This window comes from Borrelia duttonii Ly (assembly GCF_000019685.1).
Classification (GTDB): domain Bacteria; phylum Spirochaetota; class Spirochaetia; order Borreliales; family Borreliaceae; genus Borrelia; species Borrelia duttonii.
The window spans coordinates 643,926-670,276 of record NC_011229.1; the positions used below are offsets into that span (position 1 = coordinate 643,926).

Genomic DNA, 26,351 nt, shown 5'->3' on the forward strand with positions numbered 1-26,351 from the left:
AATTTATTATTTATTATAATAAGAAGTAAACCAGAATTCCCGATATTAAAATGTATCCAATAGCATATATAATGGTTTTAGATAATAATTTTCCTTCTTGTCCAATAAGTCCTGCAGTTGTTGTTGCGATTGTTATGTTTTGAGGAGAAATCATTTTTCCTCCTGTTGCTCCTGTTGTATTTGCAGCTGATAGCCAATATGGATTAATATCAATATTGGTTGCAATTTGTGTTTGTAAAGGTCCAAATAAAACATTTGAAACAGTATCGCTTCCTGTTAAGAAAGTCCCCAAAGCGCCAATTAATGGGCTAAATAGTGGATATAATGTGCCTGTTAATGTTGAGATGCCATCTGCAAGATCTTTGATCATTCCACTATGTGTCATTAATCTTGATATTGATACTATGCATATAATTACAAATGAAGACAATGCTAGTTTTTTTATTGTGAGGAGGAATGTTTTTAGTTGATCAAGTATAGGGACACCTCTTATTGAATAAGATATTATGGTTGCAAGAATAATTAGAAGTCCTGGTGAAGTTAGCCATTTAAATTGTAGTGGCTTTGCTCCTGGATAAATTTCGAGAATTGTTTTAAAGTTTGATAAGTATTTATTTATTGAGTGAAACAGTGGGGAAACAATTATTATAAGTGAAACTATTAAAATATATGGCATGCAGGCAAGGAATCCTTGCATTTTTGATACTTTTATTTTATTGCAAGTTTTATTTTCTTTGTCAAAAAATTTTGCATAGATTATTATTATTGCCATTACCGGTATGCTTCCAATTATTGCAGGAAGTTCTGGTCCTAGGATTTTTGAAACATAAACTTGCGATATTGCAATAGATGCACCTGATAGTAGTGTTAGTATAAACATTCCTCCTTTAAGGCTTTTAATTCCTCCTCCTACAAGAATAACCAATATAAATGGTATCAAAAGTGTTGGAATTATTAGTTGTAAAGAGATGTCATAAGATAACATTTTAACGTCTAACTCTGTTGCTTGTGCTAGAGATATTATAGGAATTCCTACCGAACCATAAGCAGTTGAAGATGTATCCATGATTAGACATAAAAGACATGCAAAAAATGGTTCAAATCCCATTGCTATTAGTATTGATACAGGAATTGCAACAGCAGTTCCATATCCTGCAACTCCTTCCAAGAAGTTACCAAATCCCCATGCTACCAACAAAATGATTATTCGCCTGTCAGAAGATACATTTGATAACATTGCTTTTATGATTTGCATGTCATTTTGGCTTTCAGCCATTTTATATGTAAAAATAGCAGCTACTATTACAATAATTATTGGCCATATTCCCATTATTGTTCCTTCAAGAATTGCAAGACTTGTATTGCTTATTCCTAGGTTTTTGTCAAATAAAACTATTGCAATAGTAACTATTAAACATATTGGTATGACATAATAAGCTGGTTTTTTTATTATTCCAAGCCCAATAATAATTATTATAATTGGAATTACTGCTTTAATGAAATTATATAAATTCATAATTGAATGTGAGCTCCTTTTTCTATTTACCATTTAATTCTATAACAAATTTTTATGCAATAATATACAATATTTATTGTATGAAAATTATTTTTATCATTATGAGCATGTTTCTTTTATTTAATGCTTATAAACTATTTTCAATTACTTTGTTGCAAATTGAAAAAGTGGTTTTGGATGCCAAGTCAGTCGTTTTGCTTGATTGTGATACTAAATGCGTTCTTTATTCCAAGAATCCAAATTTGGTTTTTCCTCCAGCATCGCTTACTAAGCTTGTTACTATTTATACTGCTTTAGTTGAGGCAAAAAAGCAAAATATAGATTTAAATGCTATTGTTCCCATTAGTAGTTCTGCCTCATATTATAATTTGCCTTTAGATTCTTCATTAATGTTTTTAGAAGAAGGTCATAAGGTAACTTTTGAAGAATTGCTTAAGGGGCTTGTAGTTTCTTCTGGTAATGATGCTGCTATTGCTATTGCAGAATTTATAGTTGGTAAAGATTTAAATAATTTTGTTAATTTGATGAATGATAATGTTTTTAAATTGAAACTTATAAATACAAGTTTTGTTGATACATCAGGTTATAGTAAAAATAATAAAATTACAGCATTAGAGATGGCATTATTTGCAAAAACTTATATAGATGAATTTGAATTTATGCTGAAGATACATTCTCTTAAAGATTTTATTTATCCAAAACCTGAAAATTTGGGTAGTACTTCTTCTTCAAAGATGTTAAATTTGAAACAAGATAATAAAAATATTTTGATATTGAATTATCCTTATGCTGATGGATTGAAAACGGGTTATATTAAGACATCTGGTTTAAATTTAGTTGCCACAGCTAAAAAAGATGATATAAGATTAATAGCTGTTATTTTAGGGGTTAGTAAGGGAGTTGATAATATTGGAGAGAAGAAACGTTCATTAATTGCACAGAAATTGTTTGAATATGGATTTGATCATTATTCTAAATTTTTTTGCATTGGCAAAAATAAATGAAAAAAGATATAATGGGGTTGTGATTTATTTTTTCTTTAAAATAGTTTTGAATAGATTTTGAAGAGAGGTTATTTTAGATAATAAATTCTAACATTAAAATATTGCGTGCTATATTGAGAAGTGATTAAAGATTTAGAGGGTTGATTCCTGAATACTTTTCAATTATAAATATTAGGTTTATTTGTTTAATTGTATTTGAAAAGTAAAACGTTTAACAGTATTTTATATGGTTTTATAAAAATTTTTTGAGAGAGTGATTAATTTTATGTTAAATCATTTTAATTTTAAATTAAAGAGAGATGTTACGATAATCATACCGGGTGAGGCTTTTGTATCAAATGATAGGGTTATATCTACAATACTTGGGTCTTGTGTTTCTGTTGTTCTTTATGATGAATTTCGTAAGCTTATAGGATTAAATCATTATGTATTAGTGAAATCCGATTTAGTGGTAGATGACCTTAAAAAGGGTAGGTATGGTGTTTATGCTATTCCTATGTTAATTGATGCTATGATAGAAAATGGTGCATCAAAAAGTAATCTTAAAGCCAAGCTTTTTGGAGGTTCGAATTTTATGGCCAAAGGGACAATAAAGGTGGGTGTTGAAAATTCGTCGTTTGCACTTAGTGAATTAAAGAAATGTGGTATTCCAATTTTAGCTAAAGATTTGGGGCATTCTAAATCTAGAAAGATTTTTGTTTATCCTGAGGATTTTAGGGTTGTTGTTGAATATCCAGATGGTGCTAAAGTTTTTTAATTTTTTATATGCAATTTAGTGTATATTTAAATCTTATTTGTAATATGTATCAACTTGATAAATTGAGTATGTGTTATTTAGTATGTTTTTGTTAAAAATTGATTTTTTAAGTTGTGTTATATTTGATATATGGTAACTATACTTGTTCGTAATTGTAAATTTTTATTGGAAATAATAGATGGAAAATATTGTAATACATTATTTTAAGCAGATATCTCAAATTCCTAGATGTTCAAAGAATTTGAAAGGTATTAGTAATTTTGTTAAACAAGAAGCCATAAAATTTGGATTTTCTTTTAAAGAAGATAATGTTGGGAATATTGTTGTGAAGATTAAGGCTAATGAATGTGATAATGTTTTGCCTGTTATTTTACAAGCTCATACAGATATGGTTTGTGAAAAAAATGAATCTGTTGTACATGATTTTGAAAAAGATCCTATAAAGATCATCGAAGATGATGGATATTTTTTTGCATCAGGTACTACTCTTGGTGCTGATAATGGAATTGGGGTTGCAATGATGCTTGCCATTATGAGTGAATCTTCTGCTTTTAAACATCCTGCTTTAGAACTTCTATTTACTGTTGATGAGGAGATAGGATTAATAGGAGCTATTGGACTTGATCCTAATTTATGCAGTGGCAAGATGTTAATTAATCTTGATGGAGAAGAAGAAGGCTATTTTTTGGTTGGTTGTGCTGGTTCTAGACTTGTTCATATTGATTTTGAGCCACGATATAGAAAATCTAAAAAAAAGACATGTGTTGAAATTTTATTTACAGGACTTCAAGGAGGCCATTCTGGCGTAGATATTCATATTGATTTTGCTAATTCTTTGAAATTGATTTTTTTTGCATTAAATTCACTTAGAGAAAAAATATCATTTGAGATTGGACATATATCTGGTGGGTGTAAAAGTAATGCCATTCCTAGAGAGTCGAAGGCATTAATACTGATTGAAGATGAAGATTATTCTTTATTAGAGAGAGAATTAAAAATGTTTAAGTGTTATGTTCACGAAATGCATAATCTTGATGTTGGTTTTGAAATTGTTTTAAAGAGAGTGAATTTTTGTGGTGATGTTTTAGATGACATAGATCAGTGCAAACTTTTAGATATGGGAATGGCGTTTTTTCATGGAGTTCAAAAGGTTGAAAATTATGATGAAAAACTTGTTAGAACATCTTTAAATTTTGCTAGTCTGTTGAAAGTTGGGAATGAATATCAGTTTGTATTTACAATAAGATCTTTATTAGATATTGAAAAGGAATATATTTGTTGTCATTTAAAATCTATTAGCAAGCTTGCAGGTGCTAATTTTAAAATGATTTATGATTATTCTTCTTGGCAACCATCGAAACATAGTAAACTTCTAAGTCATTTGAAAAATGTATATAAAGATATGTATTTGAAAGAAGCTAAGACGGTAATGGTTCATGCTGGTCTTGAGACAGGAGTAATATCTGAAAAATTTGGAGAAATAGATGCGGTGACAATTGGGCCTTGGATCAATTATCCTCATACACCAAGAGAACGTGTTGATATTGCTTCAGTTGTTAGAGTTTATGATTTTTTAAAGAAAAGCTTGGAAACTTTGTGAGATGTGAGTTTTTTTGATGTTATTTGGTTGTGAATATATATTTTGGTTGACTTAATTTTTGAATATATATAAAATGAAATTTGCATGTAATTGAGTAATTGGTGGTTGTAGCTCAGTTGGTTAGAGCGCCGGGTTGTGGTTCCGGATGTCGCGGGTTCGAGTCCCGTCAGTCACCTTTTATTTTTTGTTAAATACACCCATGGCTCAATTGGATAGAGCATTGGACTTCGGATCCAGAGGTTGCAGGTTCGAATCCTGCTGGGTGTGAAGTGTTGGTTTTGTACTTGCAAAAGCTTTTTAAGTTTTGTATACTACCTAAGGTATGCAGGAGTGGTGGAACTGGCAGACACGCTAGACTTAGGATCTAGTGCCTTAGGCATGTGGGTTCAAGTCCCACCTTCTGCAAAAGTGCGAAAGTAACTCAGGGGTAGAGTATCACCTTGCCAAGGTGGAAGTCGCGGGTTCGAATCCCGTCTTTCGCTTAATTTTGGGAATTATTAATGTTAAATCATTTTAATTAGAGGAATATTGTGATATTAACTAGTAATGTGAAATTAATGCCTGGTTCTAAAGTTGAAGCTGTTATTCAAATTTCAAAAGAATTTGTTAAGGCAAAATATAATGAAATCTTGAAAGATTATTCTTCTCGTCTTAAAGTTAAAGGATTTCGGACGGGTAGAGTTCCTTTTAGTATTATTGAAGGTAAATATTCTGACAATATTAGGGCTCTTGCTATAGAGAATCTAATTCATAAATCTTTGGAAGAATTCTTTGAAAGTGCAATTTATAAGCCATTAAGTTATGCTGTTCCTAAAATATTAGATGAAAAATTGGAAATAAATTTTGATAAAGATTTTGAGTTTACTTTTGTTTATGAATCTTATCCTGAATTTGAAATTTCTGATATTTCAAATTTCAAAGTGGAAATTCCAGAAGTTGTTATTTCTGATTCTGATATAGAGGATGAGCTTAAATTGTTACAATTTGAAAATTCAATAATTGTTGAGGATAATGGTAGTGTTAAAGTAGGTAGTATTGTTAGAGTCGATTTTGTGGAACTTGATGATTCTTTAAATGAGATTTTAGCAACTAAAAGACAAGATTTTGTTCTTACCGTTGGTGAGTCTGATGATTATTATGGGTTTGGTTATGATATTATTGGAATGAAAAAAGACGAAGAGAAAATAGTGGAAAAAAATTATGGTAGTGATTATAAGTTTAGTGAACTTGCTAATACTTCTAAGAGATTAAAGATAGGTGTTAAGGATATAAAGAGACGTGATATTCCTGAGCTTGATGATGCTTTTGCAAAAGATGTTAAAGATAGTTTGAATACTTTGGAAGATCTTAGGGATTATGTAAGAGAAAATATGTTAAAAGTTGTTCAGGAAAAGACCAACTCTCTCAAGCTTTCAAAGTTATTATCTGGTATTGCAGAAAAAGTAAATATAGATGTACCATCTTCTATGTTTGAAGCTGAATTAAAAAATGTTATTAATGAATTTTCACATCAAAATAAGATTAACATTACTCAGTTGCAAAATTCTTCTACAGGTTTAGAGGGTGTTAATGATGTTTTTAAGGAAAATGTACTTAATAAATTGAAATCTAAATTAGTTTTTCAGAAAATGGTAGATAATGATTCAAGCGAAGTTACGGAGCTTGATTTAGAGAATGAACTTATTAAGCAGGCTCAAAATTTAAAAATGGCTCCTCAGGATGTTAAGAAATTTTATAAAGAAAGAAATTTATTTGGACTTTTAAAGGATGAAATTAAGAGACAAAAGGTTAAAGAGAAAATTTTACAAGATTTGGAAGAAATTAAGCTTGAAAAAGTTTCCTTTAGAGATTTTGTTAATTATAAAACAGGTGAATAATGATAAGAGAATGTATGCATAATTTGGTGCCTACTGTTGTAGAGCATACTGGAAATTATGAACGTGTGTTTGATATATATTCAAGATTATTACGAGATAGAATAATTTTTTTGAGTGGTGAGATTAATGATTTAAGAGGAGATACAGTCATTGCTCAACTTTTATTTTTAGAATCTGAAGACTCTAAAAAGGATATATATCTTTATATAAATTCTCCAGGAGGTAGTATTACTGCAGGACTTGCAATTTATGATACTATGCAGTATATCAAGCCAGATGTGAGAACGATTTGCATTGGTCAAGCGGCTTCAATGGCTGCGTTTTTACTTGCGGGAGGAGCTGTAGGTAAGAGGGAATCGTTGTCTTATTCAAGGATAATGATTCATCAACCTTGGGGTGGAATAGGTGGCCAAGCTAGTGACATTAGTATACAAGCGAATGAAATTATAAGACTTAAGAGGTTAATAATAGATATTATGTCTGAAAAAATAGGAGTTTCTAAGGAAAAATTAGCTCTTGATATTGAAAGAGATTATTTTATGACACCAGAAGGTGCTTTGAATTATGGAATCATTGATAGCATTTTGGTGAGGAATTAATTTGAGTTTTAGGTGAGATTATATGGCAAGAAGTAAAAGTCAAAAAATTGAAGGGTGTTCTTTTTGTGGTCGTACTAGAGCTGAGGCTGAAGGTAAGATTATTTCAGCAAAGTCTGTTGCCATTTGTTTTGAATGTTCTAAAATATGTCATAATCTTTTTAAAGAAGAGTCAGACAAACCAGCAAGTAATAAGGCTCCAAGAGGGCTTCCAACTCCTAAGCAGCTTAAGAGTCATTTAGATAAGTATATTATTGGGCAAGAAGATGCCAAGAAGGTATTATCTGTTGCTGTTTATAATCATTATAAAAGGATCTTTAAGGGAAGTAAGCGAGAGACTGGAGTTGAGCTTGAGAAGTCTAATGTACTGCTTGTAGGGCCTACTGGTAGTGGTAAGACATTGCTTGCAAAAAAATTGGCAGCTGAGATGAATGTTCCATTTGCAATTGCTGATGCTACAACTCTTACTGAAGCTGGATATGTGGGAGAGGATGTTGAGAATATTTTGCTTAAACTAATTCATGCTGCTAATGGAGATGTGAGTTTTGCAGAAAGAGGTATCATTTATATAGATGAGATAGATAAGATTGCAAAAAAAGGTGAGAATGTTTCAATTACAAGAGATGTATCTGGAGAGGGTGTTCAACAGTCTTTACTTAAGATAATTGAAGGTACTATTGCAAATGTTCCACCAAGAGGTGGTAGAAAACATCCTTATGAAGAAACTATTGCAATTAATACTCACGATATATTATTTATATGTGGTGGAGCTTTTGTTGGACTTGAAAATATTATTAAGAAAAGAATTAATAGGAGTTTTATTGGTTTTTCATCTTCTAGTTGTAAGGATACAGGTGGAGATAATTCTTTAAAATATTTAGAAATGGAAGATTTGATTAAATTTGGTCTTATTCCAGAGTTTGTAGGTAGACTTCCTGTGCATTCTTATCTTGATAAATTAGAAAAAAAAGATTTGATGAAAATATTAGTTGAGCCCGAGAATTCTATTGTAAGGCAATACTATCATATGTTTAAGATGGATAATGTTGATCTTTTATTTGAAAAAGATGCTCTTGATGCAATTGCAGAAGAAGCTATGCTTAAAAATACGGGTGCTAGAGGTTTACGTTCTATTTTAGAAGAATTACTTAAAGATGTGATGTTTGAAATTCCTTCTAGTAAGCAAATTAAAAAAGTTATTGTGACTAAAGATTCTGTTTTAAATACTAACGTTGAGCCCTTAATTTTAACGGGAAGGCATGTTAATAAGCCTTGGGCAAAAGAACTTTATGAAATCAATTCTAAATCTAATTAATGCTAAAAAAGATGATCTTCCCATTATTCTTGTAAAAGACAATGTTTTTTTTCCCAATGTGTCTTTGTGGGTTAGTCTTGATGATAATGCTTCGATTAATGCAATACATCAGTCTATGTTAGAAGACAGGTTGATTTTATTTTTTTGTGTTAAGGATCTTGAATCTGTTTCGGCTAATGCTAAGATTAATTTAGATAATTTATATTCTATTGGTACTTATTCAAAGATTATTCAGGTTATAAAAGTTACTGAGACTTTGGTAAAAATTTTGGTTGATTTCCATGATAGAGTTGTTCTTAAGAGTATTTTAAAGAAAAATGATTATTTTAGAGCAAGAGTTGATTTTATATCTGATAAATGTGAATTTAATGGTGAACTTTTTACTTATGCTAAATTTTTAAAAGAGACTTATGATACTTACAAATCTTATTTGCCTCCTGCAACATCAAAAGATGATGAGAATGTAAATTTTTTTGATAGTCCGGCTAAATTTGTTGATGTTATAGCTTCTAATGTAAATTTGGAATATAGAGTTAAAGTAGAACTTTTACAAGAGTTAAATGTTAAGGTTAGAATAGAAAAATTAATCATGAATTTAAATATTGAGACTGAGCTTTTAATGCTTAAGAAAGATATTAAGAGTAAAGTTAAGTCTAAGCTTGATAAAGGACAAAGAGAATATTTTTTGACTGAACAAGTTAAGGAGATTCAAAAAAGATTAGGTAAAGATGAGACTGACTATTTTGAGAGATTGAATGTAAAAGATATTCCTAAAGATATTAAATCTAGAATTGAGAGAGAAATATCTAGATTGGCTCGTACAAATGCAAATTCACCAGATGTGAATATTATTAGGAATTATATTGAATTATTGCTTGAGTTGCCTTGGAATGAAAATACTGTGATGAAGAATTCTTTAAAAGAAATTGAGATTATTTTAAAAAATTCTCATTATGGTATGAATGAGGCTAAAGAGAAAATAATGAATTTTTTAGCCGTTTATCATATTAATTCTAAAGTCCAAGCTCCTATTTTGTGTCTTGTAGGTCCACCTGGAACTGGAAAAACTTCTGTTGCTTTATCTATTGCTAAATCTCTTTCTAGAGAATTTGCAAAAATTTCGCTTGGTGGGCTTAGAGATGAGACAGAAATTAGAGGACATCGTAGGTCTTATGTTGGAGCTCTTCCTGGGGTTTTTATTAATGCAATCAAAGTTGCAGGTAAATCCAATCCTGTTGTTCTTCTTGATGAGATAGATAAAATTAATAGTACTTATAAAGGAAATCCAGAAGCTGCTCTTTTGGAAGTTTTAGATTCCGAACAAAATACCAGGTTTGTTGATCATTATTTAGAGATTCCTTATGATCTCTCTAATGTGTTGTTTGTGGCAACAGCTAATTCGATAAATGAAATTTCTAGGCCTCTTCTTGATAGAATGGAGATTATTAAGATAGAAGGGTATTCTTGTGTTGAAAAGTTAGAAATTGCAAAAAATTTTTTGATACCAAATATTATTAAGGAGAGTTGTTTAGGTAAAGTTTATATCAGAATAGAAGATGATGTTATTTTACATATAATTAGAAACTATACTATGGAATCTGGAGTTAGAAATTTAAAAAGAGTATTGACCAATTTGTTTAGAACGGTTTTAAGGGAATTTCTTTATAGTTATTCCAAGGAAGATATTATTGAAGGCAATTTTTATTTTCCAAGTTCCTTGATACATGGTAATAATTTACTCTTTACTCATGATCCTGATATTCGTGGTATTTATAAGATAATTAATATGCATAACTTTCATTGTTATGTAAATTGTGAAAGTAGGTTTAATTTGATGCGCATTGATTCTTCTGGGTTTGTTTATGGTCTTGCTTGGACAAATTATGGAGGTGCTGTACTTCCTGTTGAAGCTATTAAGTTTGATAAGAAAGGTGACATTATTTTAACAGGTAGTCTTGGAGCTGTTATGAAAGAAAGTGCACAATTGGCGTATTCTGTTGTTAAAACTTATTCTTCAAAACTTAATTTAGATATAAATGAAATTCCAGAAATTCATCTTCATTTTCCAGAGGGAGCTATACCAAAAGATGGACCTTCTGCTGGGATTACTATTGCAACAGCTATTGCTTCTGTTTTATCTGATAAAAAAGTACCTTTGGATGTTGCTATGACTGGAGAAGTGACTCTTAAAGGTTCAGTTCTTTCTGTTGGAGGTATCAAAGAAAAGGTTCTTGCGGCTTATAGAAATGGTATAAATAAAATTATTCTTCCAAGAGATAATGAGAAAGATTATGTTAAGCTTCCAGAAGATATTAAAGATAATATTGATGTTAAGTATGTTTCTCATTTAAGAGAAGTATTTGATTATTTAAACATTATTTAAAGTTTATGTGATAAAATTTATTAAAGGAGGGGCTATGAAAGATGGAATTAGAAAACCTTCAGGCAGTAGGGCATCTTTGAATTTTCAAGGCACTATTAAAAACCCAACAAAAAATAACTTTTTAAACTTTTCAAATAGCAACTTTGGTAAGAATTTTACTAAAAAAAAGAAAGGTAAATAGCATGACTAGAGTCATGCTATTTGTTACATTACGCTCTCTTGGAATAATATTCTACAATCATTTGTTCATTTGCAAGAGTAGGTATTTCATCTCTTGATGGAGTTCGAATTATTTTGACATTGAGGGCGTCAGCGTTTACTTCTATCCAATCTGGTAATTTTCTAAGAGTAGATGTTTTTTCTATATTAGACCTGACTAATTTTTTTAAGCTATCTTTTTCCTTTACTTGTATTATATCGTTTGCTCTTAAAGTAATGGATGGGATTGTAACTCTTCTTCCATTAAGTATAATAATGCCATGTGAAACTATTTGTCTTGCATGAGCTCTTGAAATGGCAAATCCAGCTCGATAAACAATATTGTCAATCCTTCTCTCAAGTAATGCCAAGAGATTGTCACCAGTGACTCCGTGTTGTCTTCTTGCTTCTTTAAAAACATTAGTGAGTTGCCTTTCACTAACACCATAAGTAAACTTTACCTTTTGTTTTTCTATTAATTGTTTTCCATATTCTGTAACTTTAGTTCGCCTAGATCTTCCATGCATTCCAGGTGGATTGGGTTTTTTTTTTAGTAATTTGTCATATTTTGGCTGTTCAAAGATATTAACCCCAAATCGTCTAACCAATTTTCCTTTAGCTATACTTTTCCTGTTCATTAATTCCTCACATTTAAATAGCAGGGACAGGACTTGAACCTGCGATCTTCGGGTTATGAGCCCGACGAGCTACCCAGCTGCTCCACCCTGCGTCTTGAAACATAGTCTAACATAATTTTGTTTGTAGTGTCAATTAATTTTATATTCTTATATTAATATATGTGTTTCGCATATTTCTTGATGACATTCTTTGATTGTATGTTTTATTTTATCTACTTTTTGTATTAACTTTTCTAAGTTATCTTCATACTTTAAATCTAGTTTGATGTAAAGATTTATTTCATTTCCTTGATGATAAAAATTCAGTTCTCTAAAATTGATATTAATATTTTTTAATGTATTTTTTATTTCTCTTTTTAAGTTTATGTTTTGTTTTGAGAGAAGATGATTTGCATTGTCGATAATTACGTGTAATCCTTCTTTAATCATTATAAAGCCAATACATATGGATATTATTTTGTCAAAACCTGTCCATACATAAGTTGCAAGTAATAAACTTAATGTGGTACCTCCATGAGAGAATATGCAATTCTTGTCGGATGATGATAATGCTAGAAGTAAGTAATTGTTATATCTTTTACCGATTTGGAATTTTACTACATGCTCGATTATCTTTACTAAAAAGAATATAAAAGGTATTAATGGTATCCAAATGCTTTTTTTAAAAGAATTATTTGAAAATATTTCTAATATGTTTTTTTTACTATGATGTTCATGATTCATATGCAGTTCAGGTTCTTTGTGAAAATCGATTATTTGATTTAGTCCTGTTGAGTTTATAAATATTGTAAATCCTGAGATTATTATGGCGATTCCTATAATTAATGCTATTAGATTTTCCATTTTTTTATATCCGTAAGGATAATGAATTGTTTCTGGTTTATTTGTAATTTTTAAACTAAAATATGTAATTGTCGATAAAATGAAATCCGATGTAACATGAAGTGCATCTGCTATGAGAGCAAATGAATTAAAAAGAATGCCAACGGTAAGTTTAGATGTTATTGATGCTACTTCTGCTAGTACTGAAATTAATCCTATTCTCATAATTATTGTATCTTTTTTTATTTCATGAGTTAAATCTTTTTCGTATTCATTATTGTTATTGACAAATCCTAAATTTTTAAGCTCTTCTTTGATATCATTGATTTTGCATAATATCTTGTGTATTTTATTTTTTTTTCCATAGTGGATTAGATTACGAATTAATATTTTTTCTATTCCTTCTGAGTGAAAATTTGGATCCATATAAAAATTATTGATTTGAATTTCTTTATCTTGTATTTTTGCTTTTAAATATGAAATCGCATTAACGTTATTTTCTATATAAATTATATAAATTTCATTTTTTTGTAGGTTTTCAAGATTGAATTGAGTGCATTTATTGATATTTTTGCTATTAATTATTTTAATCATATTTGCACTTTTCCTTTAGTTTATTGCATAATCCTATTATGTGTAAAGATAACATTATTTTTTTTAATATTCAATTAATTTCATTATATCACTAAAGGGAATTGGAGGGATGTCTTATGTTGCAATCTCAATTATTTGTTAAAAAATGCAAAAGATGTATTTCTAAAGATGAAGTTTTAATGAATAATGTAAAGAATGTCGAAAATGTTTTTTACGATTTTCTTAAAGTTTTTGATAAAAAAGCTTTAGAGAATATGTTTAATTATTATTATGAAAATTTTGATTTTGATAAAGGAATATATGATTTTATTGATAAATTTATTCCAATGATTGATTTTTTGTCATTAGAAATTTTGGAACATGAATTTAATTTTGATGAGAAAAGAATTATTTTAGATATTTTTGATGCATCTGCATGTACTATGAAATCCAATCAGTTAAGCGAGTTTGCAAAGGCTATCGTTTCTCTTGGTATTTTGAGTTGATATTGAGACTTAATTTTTTATATAAGATTTATATGTCATGTTGTTTTATTTGCTTTAAATATTTTTGATAGTTCTTCTTTATTGAATGGAAATTTAAGTAGATCGTTGAGTGTGTAAATTTTAAAAACTTTTTTATTCATGTTAAATTGATTAGGATCTGTTATTAATATTTTAGTATCTTCTTCAAAAAATTCTGACATTACTTGACGACATATTGCGCATGGGACACTTGCTGGGATTGTTGTGACTAATATGAAATCTATTTTTTGGACTCCAACAGATGATATCATGTTTATTATTGCAGCTTGTTCTGCACATCTAGTTGCTCCAAAGCTTGCGTTTTCAATATTTGAACCTTGAAAAAATAAATTGTCTTTAGTTTTAATACAAGCTCCAACTTTAAATTTTGAGTAAGGAGAATATGCGTTATTTCTTGCAGTTTCAGCTAATTGAAATGCTTTTATAATTGCATCCTGTCCATTATCATTCATTTATAAAACCTCTTGAATTTATAACGTATTCAATTATAACATAATGTTTATAATTTTATATTAAAATATTGTAAAATGTTTAATTATGAGATGTAATTATTGATTTATGTGAAAGGTTTGTTAATGTTTTTTATGATTGATGTTATTGAATTTATTAAAAAGTATGACAATTTTATCATTGTTGGGCATAAGGATCCCGATTTTGATTGTATAGGTTCATCTTTGGCGTTAGCTTCTTTTTTGCGCAGAATAGGCAAAGGAATTATTCTGTTAAATGAAGGTCCATTTGTGAGAAAGGAAATAATTCCTTTTAAAGAGAAGTTTTTGTCTAAATGGCCGAATGTTAATTTGTTAGATTATGCTGTTATTATTTTGGATTGCTCCGTATTTGATCGCATTGGAGATGAATTTGTTTTTTATGTAAAAGATATGCCTATTCTTGTTATTGATCATCATTCCTCAGGAGACAAATTGGATACCCTTGGATATATTGATTCTGGTGCACCTTCAACAACTTTTTTGATTGAAAAATTAATTAGAGCATTTGGATATGAAGTTACTAAGGAAGAGGCATGGTATATTTTAGTGGGGTTTTGTACAGATACAGGATTTTTTAGATTTATTTCAAGAGATGATCCTGCACCCTTTGAAATGGTATCTAGACTTGTATCTAAAGGCTTGATTCTTAAAGATATTTATAATTATATTGAATCTGTTAAAAGTTTAGCCTCAATAGATGTGCTTAGTATGATGCTAAATAATCTTAGAACATATTTTGATGGTAAGGTATTGTTAACGGTTTTACCCTTTAATGCTAAGAGAGACAATAATGTTAGTGGAGTTAATGAACTATTTTATTCACTTCTTGCTAATGTAGAAAATAATGAAATATTAATTATTTTGAAAGAAATAGAAGATGGTTCTATTTTAGCAGGACTTCGTTCTAAGGAATATTTTGACGTGGGAGAACTTGCAAAATATTTTGGAGGAGGGGGACATAAACATGCTAGTGGATTTAAGATTAAAAATACTGCTTTAAACCTTTTAGAAAATCAAATAATTGCATATATTAAAGATGCTATTAATTCTTGAGATTCATTAAAGGTATTTGTCCTTTTGGATTAAAATCTTCTGTTAAAGTTAAAAATCCAGATTTAAATGATAGTGTTGTAGTTCCATATACTACTACTATGTTTTCTATCCAGTTCAGTTGTTTAATGTGTTGGGGGGTAAGAGATACAATGATGCTTATTTTATTTTTATATTCTTTTAAATTTTTTATGTACTCTAAACTAGCAGGTGTTGATACATTAAAAATAACTTGTTCATATTGTGCAATTAAATTTTTTATTTCTTTTAATTGTGTGGTATTTATGCTATTTAGTGGATAATAATTATAATAATAGCCATAACTATTTTGAAATATTTTTTTACCTTCTTTAATCATTGTATTATAAGGTGATATTAATAGCGTTTTTTTATGCTTTGATATTTTTTTTGATAGTTTTATTTTTGTTATACTTCTTAATGTATTTTGTTCAAAAAAAAATTCAGCTTCTTTAGTAGGTATTTCTTTAGCATTGTCATATTTTGGGAAAAGTTCTTCTTTGTTTCTTTTTTCTTTTAGATATTCTAATTTTATTCTAAGTATTCTTTTGTTAGATTTAATAATGTTTTCTTTTATTGTATTGTCTTTTTGCATGAGGTTTAATAGTTGATTGTAAGCATTATTTTGTATATCTTCATTTAATGATATTAATAAAATATCAGTTTCTGTTCTAATAATTCGTTCAATTGTGTCATAAATGCTTTCATTTTGATATCTTACTGCATTCATTAGTAGGTCGTCTGTTATTATTAAATTGTCGTATTTTAAGTCTTGCCTAAGAATTTCCTTGATAATTTTAGTTGATGAGGATGCAGGTATTTCTTTTCCGTTTGTAAGCATTGGATATGCTAAGTGTCCGCTCATAATCATTGGAATGTTTTCTTGTATTAGTATTTTATATGGCAGCAATTCATTTGTTTTAATTTCTTTTAAATCGGAATTGATTATTGGCATTTTTATATGAGAATCAATAACAGTATTGCCATGTCCGGGAAAATGTTTTGCTGTTGAGATGATGCCTGCTTGTTTTTGTCCTTTATAGAAAGCCAATGCAAATAGAGATACGATTTGTGGATTATTTGAATATGTTCTTGGGCCTATTATGAAATTTTCTTCATTACTGTAAATATCTGTTATTGGGGCAAAATTTATGTTAATTCCAAGTTGTTTTAATTCATTTGCTATATGATATCCAGTAAAGTAGGCATCATTTGGTGATAAAGTTGCTGTGATTCCAAGATTTCCTATTGTTTTTGATGTTTTAAGTTTTATATGTTGTGTCCATCCACCTTCTTGATCTGTTGCTATAAATAAGGGAATTTTAAATCTATTCTTTTGAGAAATTGTTTGTGCTTTATTTATACTTTCTATTAAGTTGTATAAATTTTTTGCATTCCATCCAAAAATTTTGATTCCACCTAAATTTTTTTCTTTGATGAAGTTTAGGGTGAAGTTTGTTATTTTTTCTTTTGGATAACTTATCATAAACATTTGTCCCAATAATTCTTTGTCATTCATTTGACTTACTATTTGTTCTATTAGTTTTTCTTTATTTTCTGTACTCCAAAAGTCATAACAAAAACAATTATTATTAATTAAAAAAACAATTATATAAATAATTTTTTTCATTTGAAACCATACTAATCTTTTTTTGATTCATAAGTATATCATATTGTTTTAAGTTTACTTATTTCAAGTTCCTTATTATTTTAAAATTTTTTGAATATATTGTAATTATAAATTAATTATTATTTCCAATTTATATCAAATGTTTTGTTTGTTGATAGTACTATTTATATTGACAAAATATCTTTGAATTTATACACTTTAATGGCTACAGGCTGATGTAGCTCAGTTGGTTAGAGCATTCGGCTCATATCCGAGAGGTCGTGGGTTCAAATCCCTCCATCAGCATTAAGGAGTTTGTATTATGAGAGTAGCAATTATACTTGCAGATGGTTTTGAAGAAATTGAAGCTGTAGTTCCTATGGATATTTTAAGGCGTGGTGATGTTGATTTGAAAGTTGTAAGTTTAAATGATAGTAAACTTGTTTCAAGTTCTAGGGGTTTTGTTTTTGGGGCAGATGAGAAGATATCAAATTGCACAGCAGATCATTTTGATTTGATAATACTTCCTGGGGGAATGCCAGGTGCTATAAATCTTTTTGAATCTAAGGATTTAGATAGTATTTTGAGAAATATGAATTTACAGGGCAAGTTGATTGCGGCTATTTGTGCATCGCCAGTAGTTGTTCTGGCTGCAAAGGGACTTTTGGGTGAGAGTAAATTTACGTGTTATCCAGGGTTTGAAAATGATATTACTGATGGTGAATTTGTTAATGAAGATGTTGTTATTAGTAATAATTTTATTACTTCTAAGGGTGTTGGCACGTCTTTTGAATTTGCTTTTGCTTTATTAAAGATTGTTAAGGGAGAGGGTATACTTGAGGATGTTAAAAATAAAGCTTTGCTTTAATATGAGATATGCAATAAGTAATTGCTATTAATGTTATTTGTCTAATTTAAAAAAATGTTTTATAGTAAAGAGCCATTTTTTGTATATTTATGATTAATTGTCTTTGATTAGATCATAGGTATCTTCAAGTATAGTTAGTTCTTCGTTTGTTGGGATTACAAGTATTTTTATATTACTTTGATTACTTGATATGTCATATTCTGTGTTTTTATCTATTGCTAAATTATTCTTTTGAAAGTCAATTTTAATTCCAATTTTTTCAAATCCTTGAAGGGATAATTTTCTTATCTCATAATCGCTAGTACCAATTCCTGCTGTAAATATTATTGCATCAATATTAAAGTCTAAAGCTGCAAGATAAGAACCAATGTATTTTTTTATTCTGTAAGTCATTATTTCAACCGCAAGTTTAGAATTATATTCATTATTGTTACTTTCTATCCAAATATCTCTTAAATCATTTGATTTGCATGATATACCAAGCATACCACTTTCTTTGTTAAGAATATTTTCAATTTGCTTTGTAGTTTTTTTTAGTATTTTGCTCATTAAGGGGATAATGGTAGGATCTATGTCTCCACTTCTTGTGCCCATTACAAGGCCTTCAAGTGGAGTGAGGCCCATGCTTGTATCATAAGATCTTCCTTTTTGAACAGCATTAATACTTGCTCCATTTCCTAGGTGTAATATTATTAAATTTAGATCTTCTATATTTTTATTGAGTATTATTGCAGTTCTTTTTGTTATATATGCATATGAGAGACCATGAAATCCATATTTTCTAATATGATAGTCTTTATACCAAGAATATGGTGTGGCATATAAGAATGCCTTTTGATTCATGGTTTGGTGCCATGATGTGTCAAAACATGCGACTTGTTTTGCATTTGGAAATAATATAAACATTTCTTCTATTACTTTTATTGCAATTGGATTATGAAGAGGTGCAAGATGAGATATTTTTTTTAGTTCATTTAATACATTTTGATTAATTATTACTGAGTTCTTAAATTTTGCACCTCCATGTACAATTCTGTGTCCTATTCCTTGAATTTGATCTAAATAATTAATAATTTTTGTTTTTTTGTTTGTTAAAGTTTTAATCAAATGTTTTAGTGCTTTTTTGTGAGATTTAATGTTTAAATTTGTTAATTCTAAAAATTTGTTTTTAAACTTAATTTTGATTATTGCTTGGGTTGTTTTGATTTTTTCAATTATTCCTGATGCTAATATTTGTTCACTTTGATATTGATATTCATAAAGTGTAAATTTTAATGAAGAACTTCCCGTGTTTATTATTAGTATTATTATATTTTTCATTTAATTATTATTATAATAATAGATATAAATTTTTGTATATCCAATTTATTTTATCTGTTTCTTTAATATTTCCTAAATTTAAAAAAACCGAGTTTTGATATTCTTGATTTAATTTTAAGATATTAGGATTGTCTTTAATAATTTTCATGATCTTTTCTGCAGGAATGCTATTTATGTCTAAATATTCAATTTCAAGTAATCCATTTCTTTCTTTAAGGCTTGTAATATTGAGTTTTTGTGCAAGTAATTTTAGTTCCGATAAAATAAGTAGGCTATTTAGTTCGTTAGGAATTGGTCCAAATCGATCATAAATTTCAGATCTTATTTTGTTATTTTCTTCTTCACTTTGAATTGCTGAAATTTTTTTGTAAATTGATATTTTATGTTGTTCATTATTTATATAGCTATTAGGGATAAATCCATTGTAATTAATTTCAATGTTGATTTCGTTTTTTTTTGAATTTTTTCCCATACGTTTTTCAATTGCTTTATTTAGCATTGTTAAATAATAATCTAGTCCAATAGATTCAATTTCTCCGTGTTGTTCTCTTCCAAGTAAATTACCAACGCCTCTTATTTCCATGTCTTTCATTGCAATTTGAAATCCTGCTCCAAGTTCTGAAAATTCAGATATTGCTCTTAGTCTTTCAATGGCACCTTCATTGAGATTTGAATTTTCTTTATATAAAAAATAAGCAAATGCTTTTTTTGAACTTCTGCCAACTCTTCCTCTTAGTTGGTATAATTGTGCAAGCCCAAATCTATTTGCATTGTTGATGATTATTGTATTTGCATTTTCAATGTCTATTCCATTTTCAATAATTGTTGTTGCTAGTAATACTTGATATGATTTATTTATAAAATCTTGCATAATGTTTTCAATTTGCTCACCCGTAAGTTTTGCATGGATAGTTGCAATTCTTGCATAAGGGACTACTTTTTCTATCATTGCTTTTATTGAATCTAGTTCTTGAATATTATGGTGTACAAAAAAAACTTGTCCATCTCTTGATAGTTCATTTTCGATTGCATGTTTAATTAATATTTCACTAAATTCTTCAACGTAAGTTTCTATTTTAATTCTGTTTTGGGGTGGAGTTTTTAAAACAGAAATGTCTCTTAGTTTTATTAATGACATGTGAAGAGAACGAGGAATTGGAGTTGCTGATAATGCAAGAGAATCGACAGAGACTTTTATTTCTTTTAGTTTTTCTTTTTCTTTAACACCAAACCTTTGTTCTTCATCAATAATAATGAGACCCAAATCTTTATATGTTATTTTTTTTGATAGTATCTTATGTGTTCCAATTATTATGTCAATGTTTCCTGTTTCTAAATTGCGAAGAATTTCCTTTTCTTTTGATTTTGTTATAAATCTGCTAATCATTGCAATTTGGATTGGGAAATTTTTAAATCTTTTTTTAAATGTATTGAAGTGTTGTTCTGTAAGAATTGTTGTTGGAGATAGTATTGCTACTTGTTTTTTCCCCATAACAGCTTTAAATGCTGCTCTCATTGCAACTTCAGTTTTTCCAAATCCAACGTCTCCGCATAAAAGTCTGTCCATTACTTTTGAACTCATCATATCTTGTTTGATTTCTGATATTGCTGTTAATTGATCTGGAGTCTCATCATATGGAAATTCTGATTCAAATAATAATTGCCATTCATCATCTTGAGGATATTGAAATCCTGTAATATTTTCTCTTTCTGCATAAAGTGAAACAAGTTGATCTGCAATTTTATCAATTTTTTTTGTTGCATAAACTTTTTTCTTTTCCCAGGTTTTTGAACTGATTCTATCTAGTTTTATATTTTGAGTTTCATTTCCAATGTATTTTTGAATAAGGTGTGTTTGTTCAATAGGAATAAATAATTTTTCATTATCAGCATATTCAATTTCAATATAGTCTTTTTCAATAAGACTTGTTTTGATTCTCTTTATTTGTCTAAATATTCCAATTCCATGATTTATATGGACAATATGACTATTTTTTTCAATCTCAATAAATGAATCTATAGGTTTTGTTTTTGATGATTCGAAAGTTTTATTTGTTTTTTGTTTTTTGTTAAAAATATCTGCTTCAGTAATAATAGCTATTTTTTCTTCGTTTATTATAAGAGAGCTTGATATCTTAATAACTTCAACTTTGATTTTAGGTATGTCTTGAAAAATGTATTTTAATTTTTCTTTTTGTGAGTTGGATTCTGCTGTAATAATTACTTGAAATCCATTATCAATCCAATTTTGTATTTCTTGTTTTGCAAGTACAATATTTGAAAAAAATCTACGTTCGCTCTCAATTTTAAATTCTATAATTTCTTTTGTAGGCTTTTCTGTTTGCTGATTTATAGGAGTTTTTATAAAATATATATTGCTTTTTAATTTTAAATCGTTGGGATTTATAAAGATTTCTTTTGGTGATACTATTTTTATGTCTGATTCTATTGCTTGAGTGTAGAGCCTATCGTATTCTTTATATATCTGTTTGATTTCTTCTTTTAAATTTGGTATTTCAAAATTTATAGTAATTGTATTTTCATTTATTTCCTGACTTAAGAGAGTCTCTCCTAAGAATGGATAAAATACTTCTTCTGTTCTTGCGTTGTATTTTGTTTCAATTTGTTTAAAGAATTGTTTATATTCAGATTCTTTGATGTAGTTTTTTAATTTATCTATGTTTTCTTTGTTCCAAATTATTTCTTTTTTTGGAATTATGTTAAATTCATAAATAGCATTTTTTTGTTTTAATTGATTTAGGGGATTGAAATAATTGATTTGCTTTATTTTGTCATTATTAAGTGAAATTCTTGTTGGTTCTTTGTGATTAAATGAATGTATATCTATTATTTTGTTATTTATTGTAAATTCTCCGGGTAATGTAACCCTCATTGTTTTTTCGTATCCCATTTTTATAAGTTTTTTTTCAAAATTTTCTATGTTAATTATTTTATCTGTTTGGATTTTATATATGTTATTAAATAGATCCTTTTTTGTAGGAATTTTACTAAGTAGGGATTTTAATGAAACAATATATATGCCAGGATTATTTTCATAAAAGTTGATTAAAAATTTTACTCGATCACAGAAAACTTTACTTTTTGAGCCAATTCCTTTGTATATAAGAGGGCTGAAGTAATTAAGTTCGTATATTTGATCTGTGATTTGTGTTAAATCATTTTTAATTTTATCTGATATATTTTCATTTTTAACTATTAGTATAACTTTATTATTACTATATTTTTTTATTTTGTGAATTAAGAAAGCTTTAAAAAATTTTTCGTATCCTGTTAGTGTAAAATGTATATTTTGTTCAATAAATTTTTGCATTTTTTGTAAATTTTGATTGTTTTTTAATTTGGTGGTCAATTCTTTTTCTATATTCATTTTTTACCTTTTTGTTTTTGTAGTTTAGTATAATATTATATATTAATAGATATGTTCTGTTTCGTTATGTATAATATTAGTTAGATTTTGAGGAGTTTATGGAATTTAGAAAGCTATTGTTTGTTATATTTTTTATGATTATTCCTTCGATATTTTTTCCTAGGGATTATAAGGGGCTTGATTTTAAGATAAAATTTTTCAATCAATCAATTTATCGTGTGAATAGTAATGTTTCTATTGAAGTTTTGCTTAGTAATGCATCTGATGATTTAATTACCCTTGAGGTAGGAGATGTTAATACTTTTGGTTTTGATTTTGATGTTACAGATACTACTAATATAAAGGTTAAGAGATCACTTGAATATGTAAAAAATAGATCAAAAAATATTGCAATTCCTGTTAGAACTCTGATTTTAAGACCTAATGAGAGATTTTCTGTAGTAATGAGTTTAAATCAATTTGTACAATTTGATAAAGATGGTGTTTACTTTGTTAAAGGTGTATTTTTCCCAAATATTTCAGACCCTCAAAAACGTGTAGAATCTAATGTTATTACCTTATTTTTGAAACCTAAAGTGGATAATCTTGCAGAAGAATTTGACTTTTCTAATTTAGCTTCCAATCGTGAGGTACAAAATGTTTTAAAACGAGAAAATTTATCTCCTGATAAGGTTATTGAATATTTGTTTTCAGCATTGCGACTTGGAGAGAGAGAAAAATTCTTTTTATATATTGATATTGAAAGTCTTATTTTAAATGATCAAAATAAATCATATCTTTATAAACAAGAGCTTAAATCGGGTTCTAACAATATGATTGAAGAATATAAGGAATATTTGTGGAATAATGGTAATTCTTATATTTCAAAAGTTCCAAGTAAATTTTCTATTGTTGAGACTTCTTATACAGATTCTACGGGTAGAGTTGTCTCTGATGTGTATTTTGAGGATGGTCATTTTTATGTTGCCAAGCGATATACCTTTTTTTTAAAAAAGTATGATTATTATTGGATCATTTATGATTATACTGTTCAAAATACTGGAATTAAGGAGAAATACTAGGCCTTTTATTTTGAAAATTAAATGGTTTTGGAGTATTTTATATATAATAACTTTTATTGATTTGTATGCTAATTTTAAGCATGAAGTTGTCAAAGGAGATACTTTATATTCAATTTCTATTAAATATAAGGTATCAGTAAAAGAACTTAAAATTGCAAATAATTTAAAATCAGAAAATATTAAGATTGGACGTATATTATTTATTCCAAGTTCTTCTAAATCTAAAAATAAGCTTAATACTAAGAAGGTTAATACTAAAAAATATAATCAGAAAGCAAAGGTTGTTAAATATGGCACTGATAGTAAAATTTATATTGTTAAAGTTGGGGATACTATTGAAGATATATCAAAGAAATATGGCGTAAAAGAAAAGGAATTGATTGCTTGGAATAATTTAAGTTCTAAAATTCTTAAGGTTGGTTCTAGGTTGAATTTAGATGAGCCTGATTTTTTAAAGCCATATTTAGTTAAGAGAGGTGATTCACTTTCAAAACTTTCTGTTGATTTTGATATTAGTATTTCAGATATTATGCGATTTAATTTTTTAGATAGTAAAAATTTGGTAATTGGACAAAAATTATATTTAAAGAAAGCTTCTAGCAATGTGCATTTTCATTATGTAAGACGGGGGGAGACACTTGGTAAGATAGCATATATTTATGGTGTTACCGCAAAACATCTTGTTCGTTTAAATGGAGATAATGCAATAAATTTAAAGGCAGATTCGATTTTAGATGTTTCTAGATTGGTAGAATCAGATTTAGCAACTCCTAGTGTTTTGAAATTGGAGGAAAAGGCTAAAAATAATGAAACTTTTATATCTCATAAAGTGTCTGTTGGTGAGACCTTATATAGTATTGCTCGTCAATATGGAATTTTGCTTGAAGATTTAAAAAGTTGGAATAATTTAAATGGAAATCATATCGTGTATAATCAGGAACTTAAAATTTATGATAAGAGCAAAAGCTCAATTATTGATGATAAAGTTTTAGATGGAATTGTAGGTGATGATGATAATTCTAAGAGTAAAGTTAAAGCTATTGCAAATGTTGTTTCTGCCAAGAATAAGAAGTTGAATTTGGATTTTTCTAATGTATTAGAGCATAGAAATGCCTTTGATATTAGTTCTTTAGTTGTGCTTGAGCCTAAAATACCTATCTTTGAATTTAATGGAATTTTTTATTATTGGTATAAGCCTAAAAAAGTAAGCCAGCCAAGTGAATTTTATTCAGAGGATTGGCATTCTCCTCTTAATGCATATAAGAAAGCAAGTCAGCTTTTTAAAAGTTTTGAAAATCTTGTTCAATCTCGTCCGATTAAAAATAATAGTTTAAAAAATAAATTAATAATAATTGATCCTGGACATGGGGGACTTGATCCTGGTGCTATTGTTAAGGCTAAAGATGGACTTAATAATGAAATTTTTGTTGTTGAGGATGAATATGTTTATGATATTGCTTTAAGGCTTTATGTTTATCTTAAAGAACATGGAGCTAATGTTGAACTGACAATTTTATCTCCCGATCATTTAATTAGAGATAGTGTGACGGCTAATAATACTTTTGTTAATGTTAAGAATGAAGTTTATAATGATTATGATTTAAATAAGACAGATACGGTTGATTCTTGGATAAATGGTACTTTGGAAGGTTTGAAGAAAAGATTATCTGTTGTAAATAAATTTGTAAATAAATATAGAAATATTAAGAGAGAGGATATGCTTTATATTAGTTTGCATGCTGATAATAGTGTTGGCGCTCCTAGATGTATGGGATTTTATTATCATTCTGAGGATGAAGGAGGATTTGATACTCATTCGAAGAGTATTATTGAAAAAATGACAGCAGATTTTAAAAGACCTCCTTATATTAAAGGACAAAATCTTTACATGTTGAAAAATAATATTGTGAAAACCAAATTGTTGGTTGAAGTTAGAAATTTAGCGTTTGATGAAGAAGCTTGGGCGATTAGGTCTTCCAAGCTTAGAAATTTAGATTCTAAAATTCTTGCTGATGCCATTTTGAAAATTTTGTAGATTTGTTAATTTTTTGTTATTAATTTGGCTACTTGACAAAAGATTTTCAATTTAGCATAATGTTTAGGTATTCATTCCCCTATAGCTCAGCGGTAGAGCAGGTGGCTGTTAACCACTTGGCCGGAGGTTCAAGTCCTTCTGGGGGAGTTTTTTTATTGTAAAATTATTTTTTCTATGTCTTTTCGTTTTATATTAAAGTAATTGAGTCTTTCAAGTAATTTTTTGTTATTTCCATTTCCTAAGTTAAAATGCTTTTGTATTTGTTCTCTTTTCTTTTTTGATTGGGGTCCTGTTATTCCAAGTTCTATTAAGTCTTTTAAACTTAAATTTTCTTTTTGTTTTTCATTATAAAAGGTGCTTATTTTTTGTAAAATTTCTTTTAGTTCAGATTTAGAAGATATTTCAACTTCTTGATTTTGAGTTTTAAGATGGGCATGCTTAATTTTGTTATTATCATTTAAATAACCTGTTCTTTTAAGTATTTGTTTTCTAATAATACTTCCTGCTTTGTCGCTATCAGTAAAAATAATTATACCATTTGTTTCTATTGCTTTTTTTAAAACATTAATAGTTGCTCTTTGTAGATATAACCCACCAGTTTCAATTATAGTGCATTTAAATAGAGCTTTTATTTTCTTAGCATCGTCTTTGCCTTCAACTACAATTATTTCTTTTATGTGTTTCAGA

Annotated in this window: 20 protein-coding genes, 7 tRNA genes and 1 pseudogene; 19 read left to right on the top strand and 9 right to left on the bottom strand. The window is 28.3% G+C overall.

Features of this window, described 5'->3' with window-relative positions:
- Positions 1-13 precede the first annotated feature (13 nt).
- On the bottom strand, positions 14-1,516 hold the full coding sequence (locus BDU_RS03010) for a lactate permease LctP family transporter (RefSeq protein WP_041177731.1): 1,503 nt from the start codon (positions 1,514-1,516) through the stop codon (positions 14-16).
- An 80-nt stretch (positions 1,517-1,596) separates the two neighbouring features.
- Between BDU_RS03010 and BDU_RS03015 the strand changes: the two are divergent.
- The 12 genes and pseudogenes from BDU_RS03015 to BDU_RS08450 all read left to right on the top strand — a co-directional run.
- A pseudogene (locus tag BDU_RS03015) lies at positions 1,597-2,542 on the top strand (D-alanyl-D-alanine carboxypeptidase family protein); the annotation flags it as partial.
- A gap of 243 nt (positions 2,543-2,785) precedes the next feature.
- Entirely contained in the window at positions 2,786-3,277 is a 492-nt protein-coding gene (locus tag BDU_RS03020) for a chemotaxis protein CheD (RefSeq protein ID WP_038366465.1), read from the top strand.
- A 178-nt stretch (positions 3,278-3,455) separates the two neighbouring features.
- Positions 3,456-4,877 carry a beta-Ala-His dipeptidase gene (gene pepD, locus BDU_RS03025; RefSeq protein ID WP_012538354.1) on the top strand — a complete coding sequence of 474 codons (1,422 nt, stop codon included), beginning with the start codon at positions 3,456-3,458 and terminating at the stop codon, positions 4,875-4,877.
- Between the two features lie 100 nt (positions 4,878-4,977).
- A tRNA-His gene (locus BDU_RS03030) sits at positions 4,978-5,053 on the top strand.
- A 17-nt stretch (positions 5,054-5,070) separates the two neighbouring features.
- Positions 5,071-5,144, top strand: a tRNA-Arg gene (locus BDU_RS03035).
- A gap of 57 nt (positions 5,145-5,201) precedes the next feature.
- Positions 5,202-5,282, top strand: a tRNA-Leu gene (locus BDU_RS03040).
- A gap of 5 nt (positions 5,283-5,287) precedes the next feature.
- A tRNA-Gly gene (locus BDU_RS03045) sits at positions 5,288-5,359 on the top strand.
- 48 nt (positions 5,360-5,407) lie between these two features.
- Positions 5,408-6,754: a trigger factor gene (tig, locus tag BDU_RS03050; protein WP_012538355.1), complete on the top strand. Its 1,347-nt coding sequence runs from the start codon at positions 5,408-5,410 to the stop codon at positions 6,752-6,754.
- Positions 6,755-6,768: 14 nt separating this feature from the next.
- Positions 6,769-7,353, top strand: a complete 585-nt coding sequence (gene clpP, locus BDU_RS03055) for an ATP-dependent Clp endopeptidase proteolytic subunit ClpP (protein ID WP_025400847.1) — start codon at positions 6,769-6,771, stop codon at positions 7,351-7,353.
- A gap of 22 nt (positions 7,354-7,375) precedes the next feature.
- Positions 7,376-8,665 carry an ATP-dependent protease ATP-binding subunit ClpX gene (clpX, locus tag BDU_RS03060; RefSeq protein WP_012538357.1) on the top strand — a complete coding sequence of 430 codons (1,290 nt, stop codon included), beginning with the start codon at positions 7,376-7,378 and terminating at the stop codon, positions 8,663-8,665.
- Entirely contained in the window at positions 8,640-11,048 is a 2,409-nt protein-coding gene (gene lon, locus BDU_RS03065; RefSeq protein WP_041177732.1) for an endopeptidase La, read from the top strand. Before clpX ends, lon begins: the two co-directional genes overlap by 26 nt.
- A gap of 34 nt (positions 11,049-11,082) precedes the next feature.
- A complete protein-coding gene (locus BDU_RS08450) occupies positions 11,083-11,229 on the top strand; it encodes a hypothetical protein (RefSeq protein ID WP_193333508.1) in 147 nt (48 codons plus the stop codon).
- 28 nt (positions 11,230-11,257) lie between these two features.
- On the opposite strand, the gene rpsD is transcribed toward BDU_RS08450, so the two are convergent.
- The 3 genes from rpsD to BDU_RS03080 form a co-directional block, all read right to left on the bottom strand.
- Positions 11,258-11,884 carry a 30S ribosomal protein S4 gene (gene rpsD, locus BDU_RS03070; protein ID WP_012538359.1) on the bottom strand — a complete coding sequence of 209 codons (627 nt, stop codon included), beginning with the start codon at positions 11,882-11,884 and terminating at the stop codon, positions 11,258-11,260.
- 18 nt (positions 11,885-11,902) lie between these two features.
- Positions 11,903-11,976 (bottom strand) — tRNA-Met (locus tag BDU_RS03075).
- Positions 11,977-12,031: 55 nt separating this feature from the next.
- Positions 12,032-13,300, bottom strand: a complete 1,269-nt coding sequence (locus BDU_RS03080) for a cation diffusion facilitator family transporter (protein WP_012538360.1) — start codon at positions 13,298-13,300, stop codon at positions 12,032-12,034.
- A gap of 116 nt (positions 13,301-13,416) precedes the next feature.
- Between BDU_RS03080 and BDU_RS03085 the strand changes: the two genes are divergently transcribed.
- The gene (locus BDU_RS03085) at positions 13,417-13,785 is read left to right on the top strand and encodes a hypothetical protein (RefSeq protein WP_014696446.1); all 369 of its coding nucleotides are present in this window, start codon (positions 13,417-13,419) and stop codon (positions 13,783-13,785) included.
- 35 nt (positions 13,786-13,820) lie between these two features.
- Here the strand turns inward: BDU_RS03085 and cdd are convergent, their stop codons facing one another.
- Complete coding sequence (gene cdd / locus BDU_RS03090) at positions 13,821-14,276, bottom strand: cytidine deaminase (RefSeq protein WP_012538362.1); 456 nt, start codon at positions 14,274-14,276, stop codon at positions 13,821-13,823.
- A 132-nt stretch (positions 14,277-14,408) separates the two neighbouring features.
- Between cdd and BDU_RS03095 the strand changes: the two genes are divergently transcribed.
- Positions 14,409-15,368, top strand: a complete 960-nt coding sequence (locus tag BDU_RS03095) for a DHH family phosphoesterase (RefSeq protein WP_012539036.1) — start codon at positions 14,409-14,411, stop codon at positions 15,366-15,368.
- Here BDU_RS03095 and BDU_RS03100 read toward each other — a convergent pair.
- Positions 15,358-16,902 carry a glycoside hydrolase family 3 N-terminal domain-containing protein gene (locus BDU_RS03100; protein ID WP_049752257.1) on the bottom strand — a complete coding sequence of 515 codons (1,545 nt, stop codon included), beginning with the start codon at positions 16,900-16,902 and terminating at the stop codon, positions 15,358-15,360. The two genes, BDU_RS03095 and BDU_RS03100, sit on opposite strands and share 11 nt — an antisense overlap.
- A 322-nt stretch (positions 16,903-17,224) precedes the next feature.
- On the opposite strand from BDU_RS03100, the gene BDU_RS03105 reads away from it, so the two are divergent.
- Together BDU_RS03105 and BDU_RS03110 are read left to right on the top strand one after the other, a co-directional pair.
- Positions 17,225-17,298, top strand: a tRNA-Met gene (locus BDU_RS03105).
- 16 nt (positions 17,299-17,314) lie between these two features.
- Positions 17,315-17,860, top strand: a complete 546-nt coding sequence (locus BDU_RS03110) for a DJ-1 family glyoxalase III (protein ID WP_012538365.1) — start codon at positions 17,315-17,317, stop codon at positions 17,858-17,860.
- A gap of 93 nt (positions 17,861-17,953) precedes the next feature.
- On the opposite strand, the gene BDU_RS03115 is transcribed toward BDU_RS03110, so the two are convergent.
- Together BDU_RS03115 and mfd are read right to left on the bottom strand one after the other, a co-directional pair.
- Positions 17,954-19,171, bottom strand: a complete 1,218-nt coding sequence (locus BDU_RS03115; RefSeq protein ID WP_041177788.1) for an acetate kinase — start codon at positions 19,169-19,171, stop codon at positions 17,954-17,956.
- A gap of 19 nt (positions 19,172-19,190) precedes the next feature.
- Positions 19,191-22,568 carry a transcription-repair coupling factor gene (gene mfd, locus BDU_RS03120; protein WP_012538367.1) on the bottom strand — a complete coding sequence of 1,126 codons (3,378 nt, stop codon included), beginning with the start codon at positions 22,566-22,568 and terminating at the stop codon, positions 19,191-19,193.
- A 98-nt stretch (positions 22,569-22,666) separates the two neighbouring features.
- On the opposite strand from mfd, the gene BDU_RS03125 reads away from it, so the two are divergent.
- The 3 genes from BDU_RS03125 (at position 22,667) to BDU_RS03135 (ending at position 25,811) form a co-directional block, all read left to right on the top strand.
- Positions 22,667-23,629: a hypothetical protein gene (locus tag BDU_RS03125; protein WP_012538368.1), complete on the top strand. Its 963-nt coding sequence runs from the start codon at positions 22,667-22,669 to the stop codon at positions 23,627-23,629.
- A complete protein-coding gene (locus tag BDU_RS03130) occupies positions 23,586-25,664 on the top strand; it encodes a LysM peptidoglycan-binding domain-containing protein (protein WP_041177733.1) in 2,079 nt (692 codons plus the stop codon). The genes BDU_RS03125 and BDU_RS03130 overlap by 44 nt, the downstream gene beginning before the upstream one ends.
- A gap of 75 nt (positions 25,665-25,739) precedes the next feature.
- Positions 25,740-25,811, top strand: a tRNA-Asn gene (locus BDU_RS03135).
- A 5-nt stretch (positions 25,812-25,816) separates the two neighbouring features.
- Here the strand turns inward: BDU_RS03135 and rnmV are convergent.
- A complete protein-coding gene (rnmV, locus tag BDU_RS07705; protein ID WP_081434519.1) occupies positions 25,817-26,350 on the bottom strand; it encodes a ribonuclease M5 in 534 nt (177 codons plus the stop codon).
- Position 26,351: the final 1 nt, after the last annotated feature.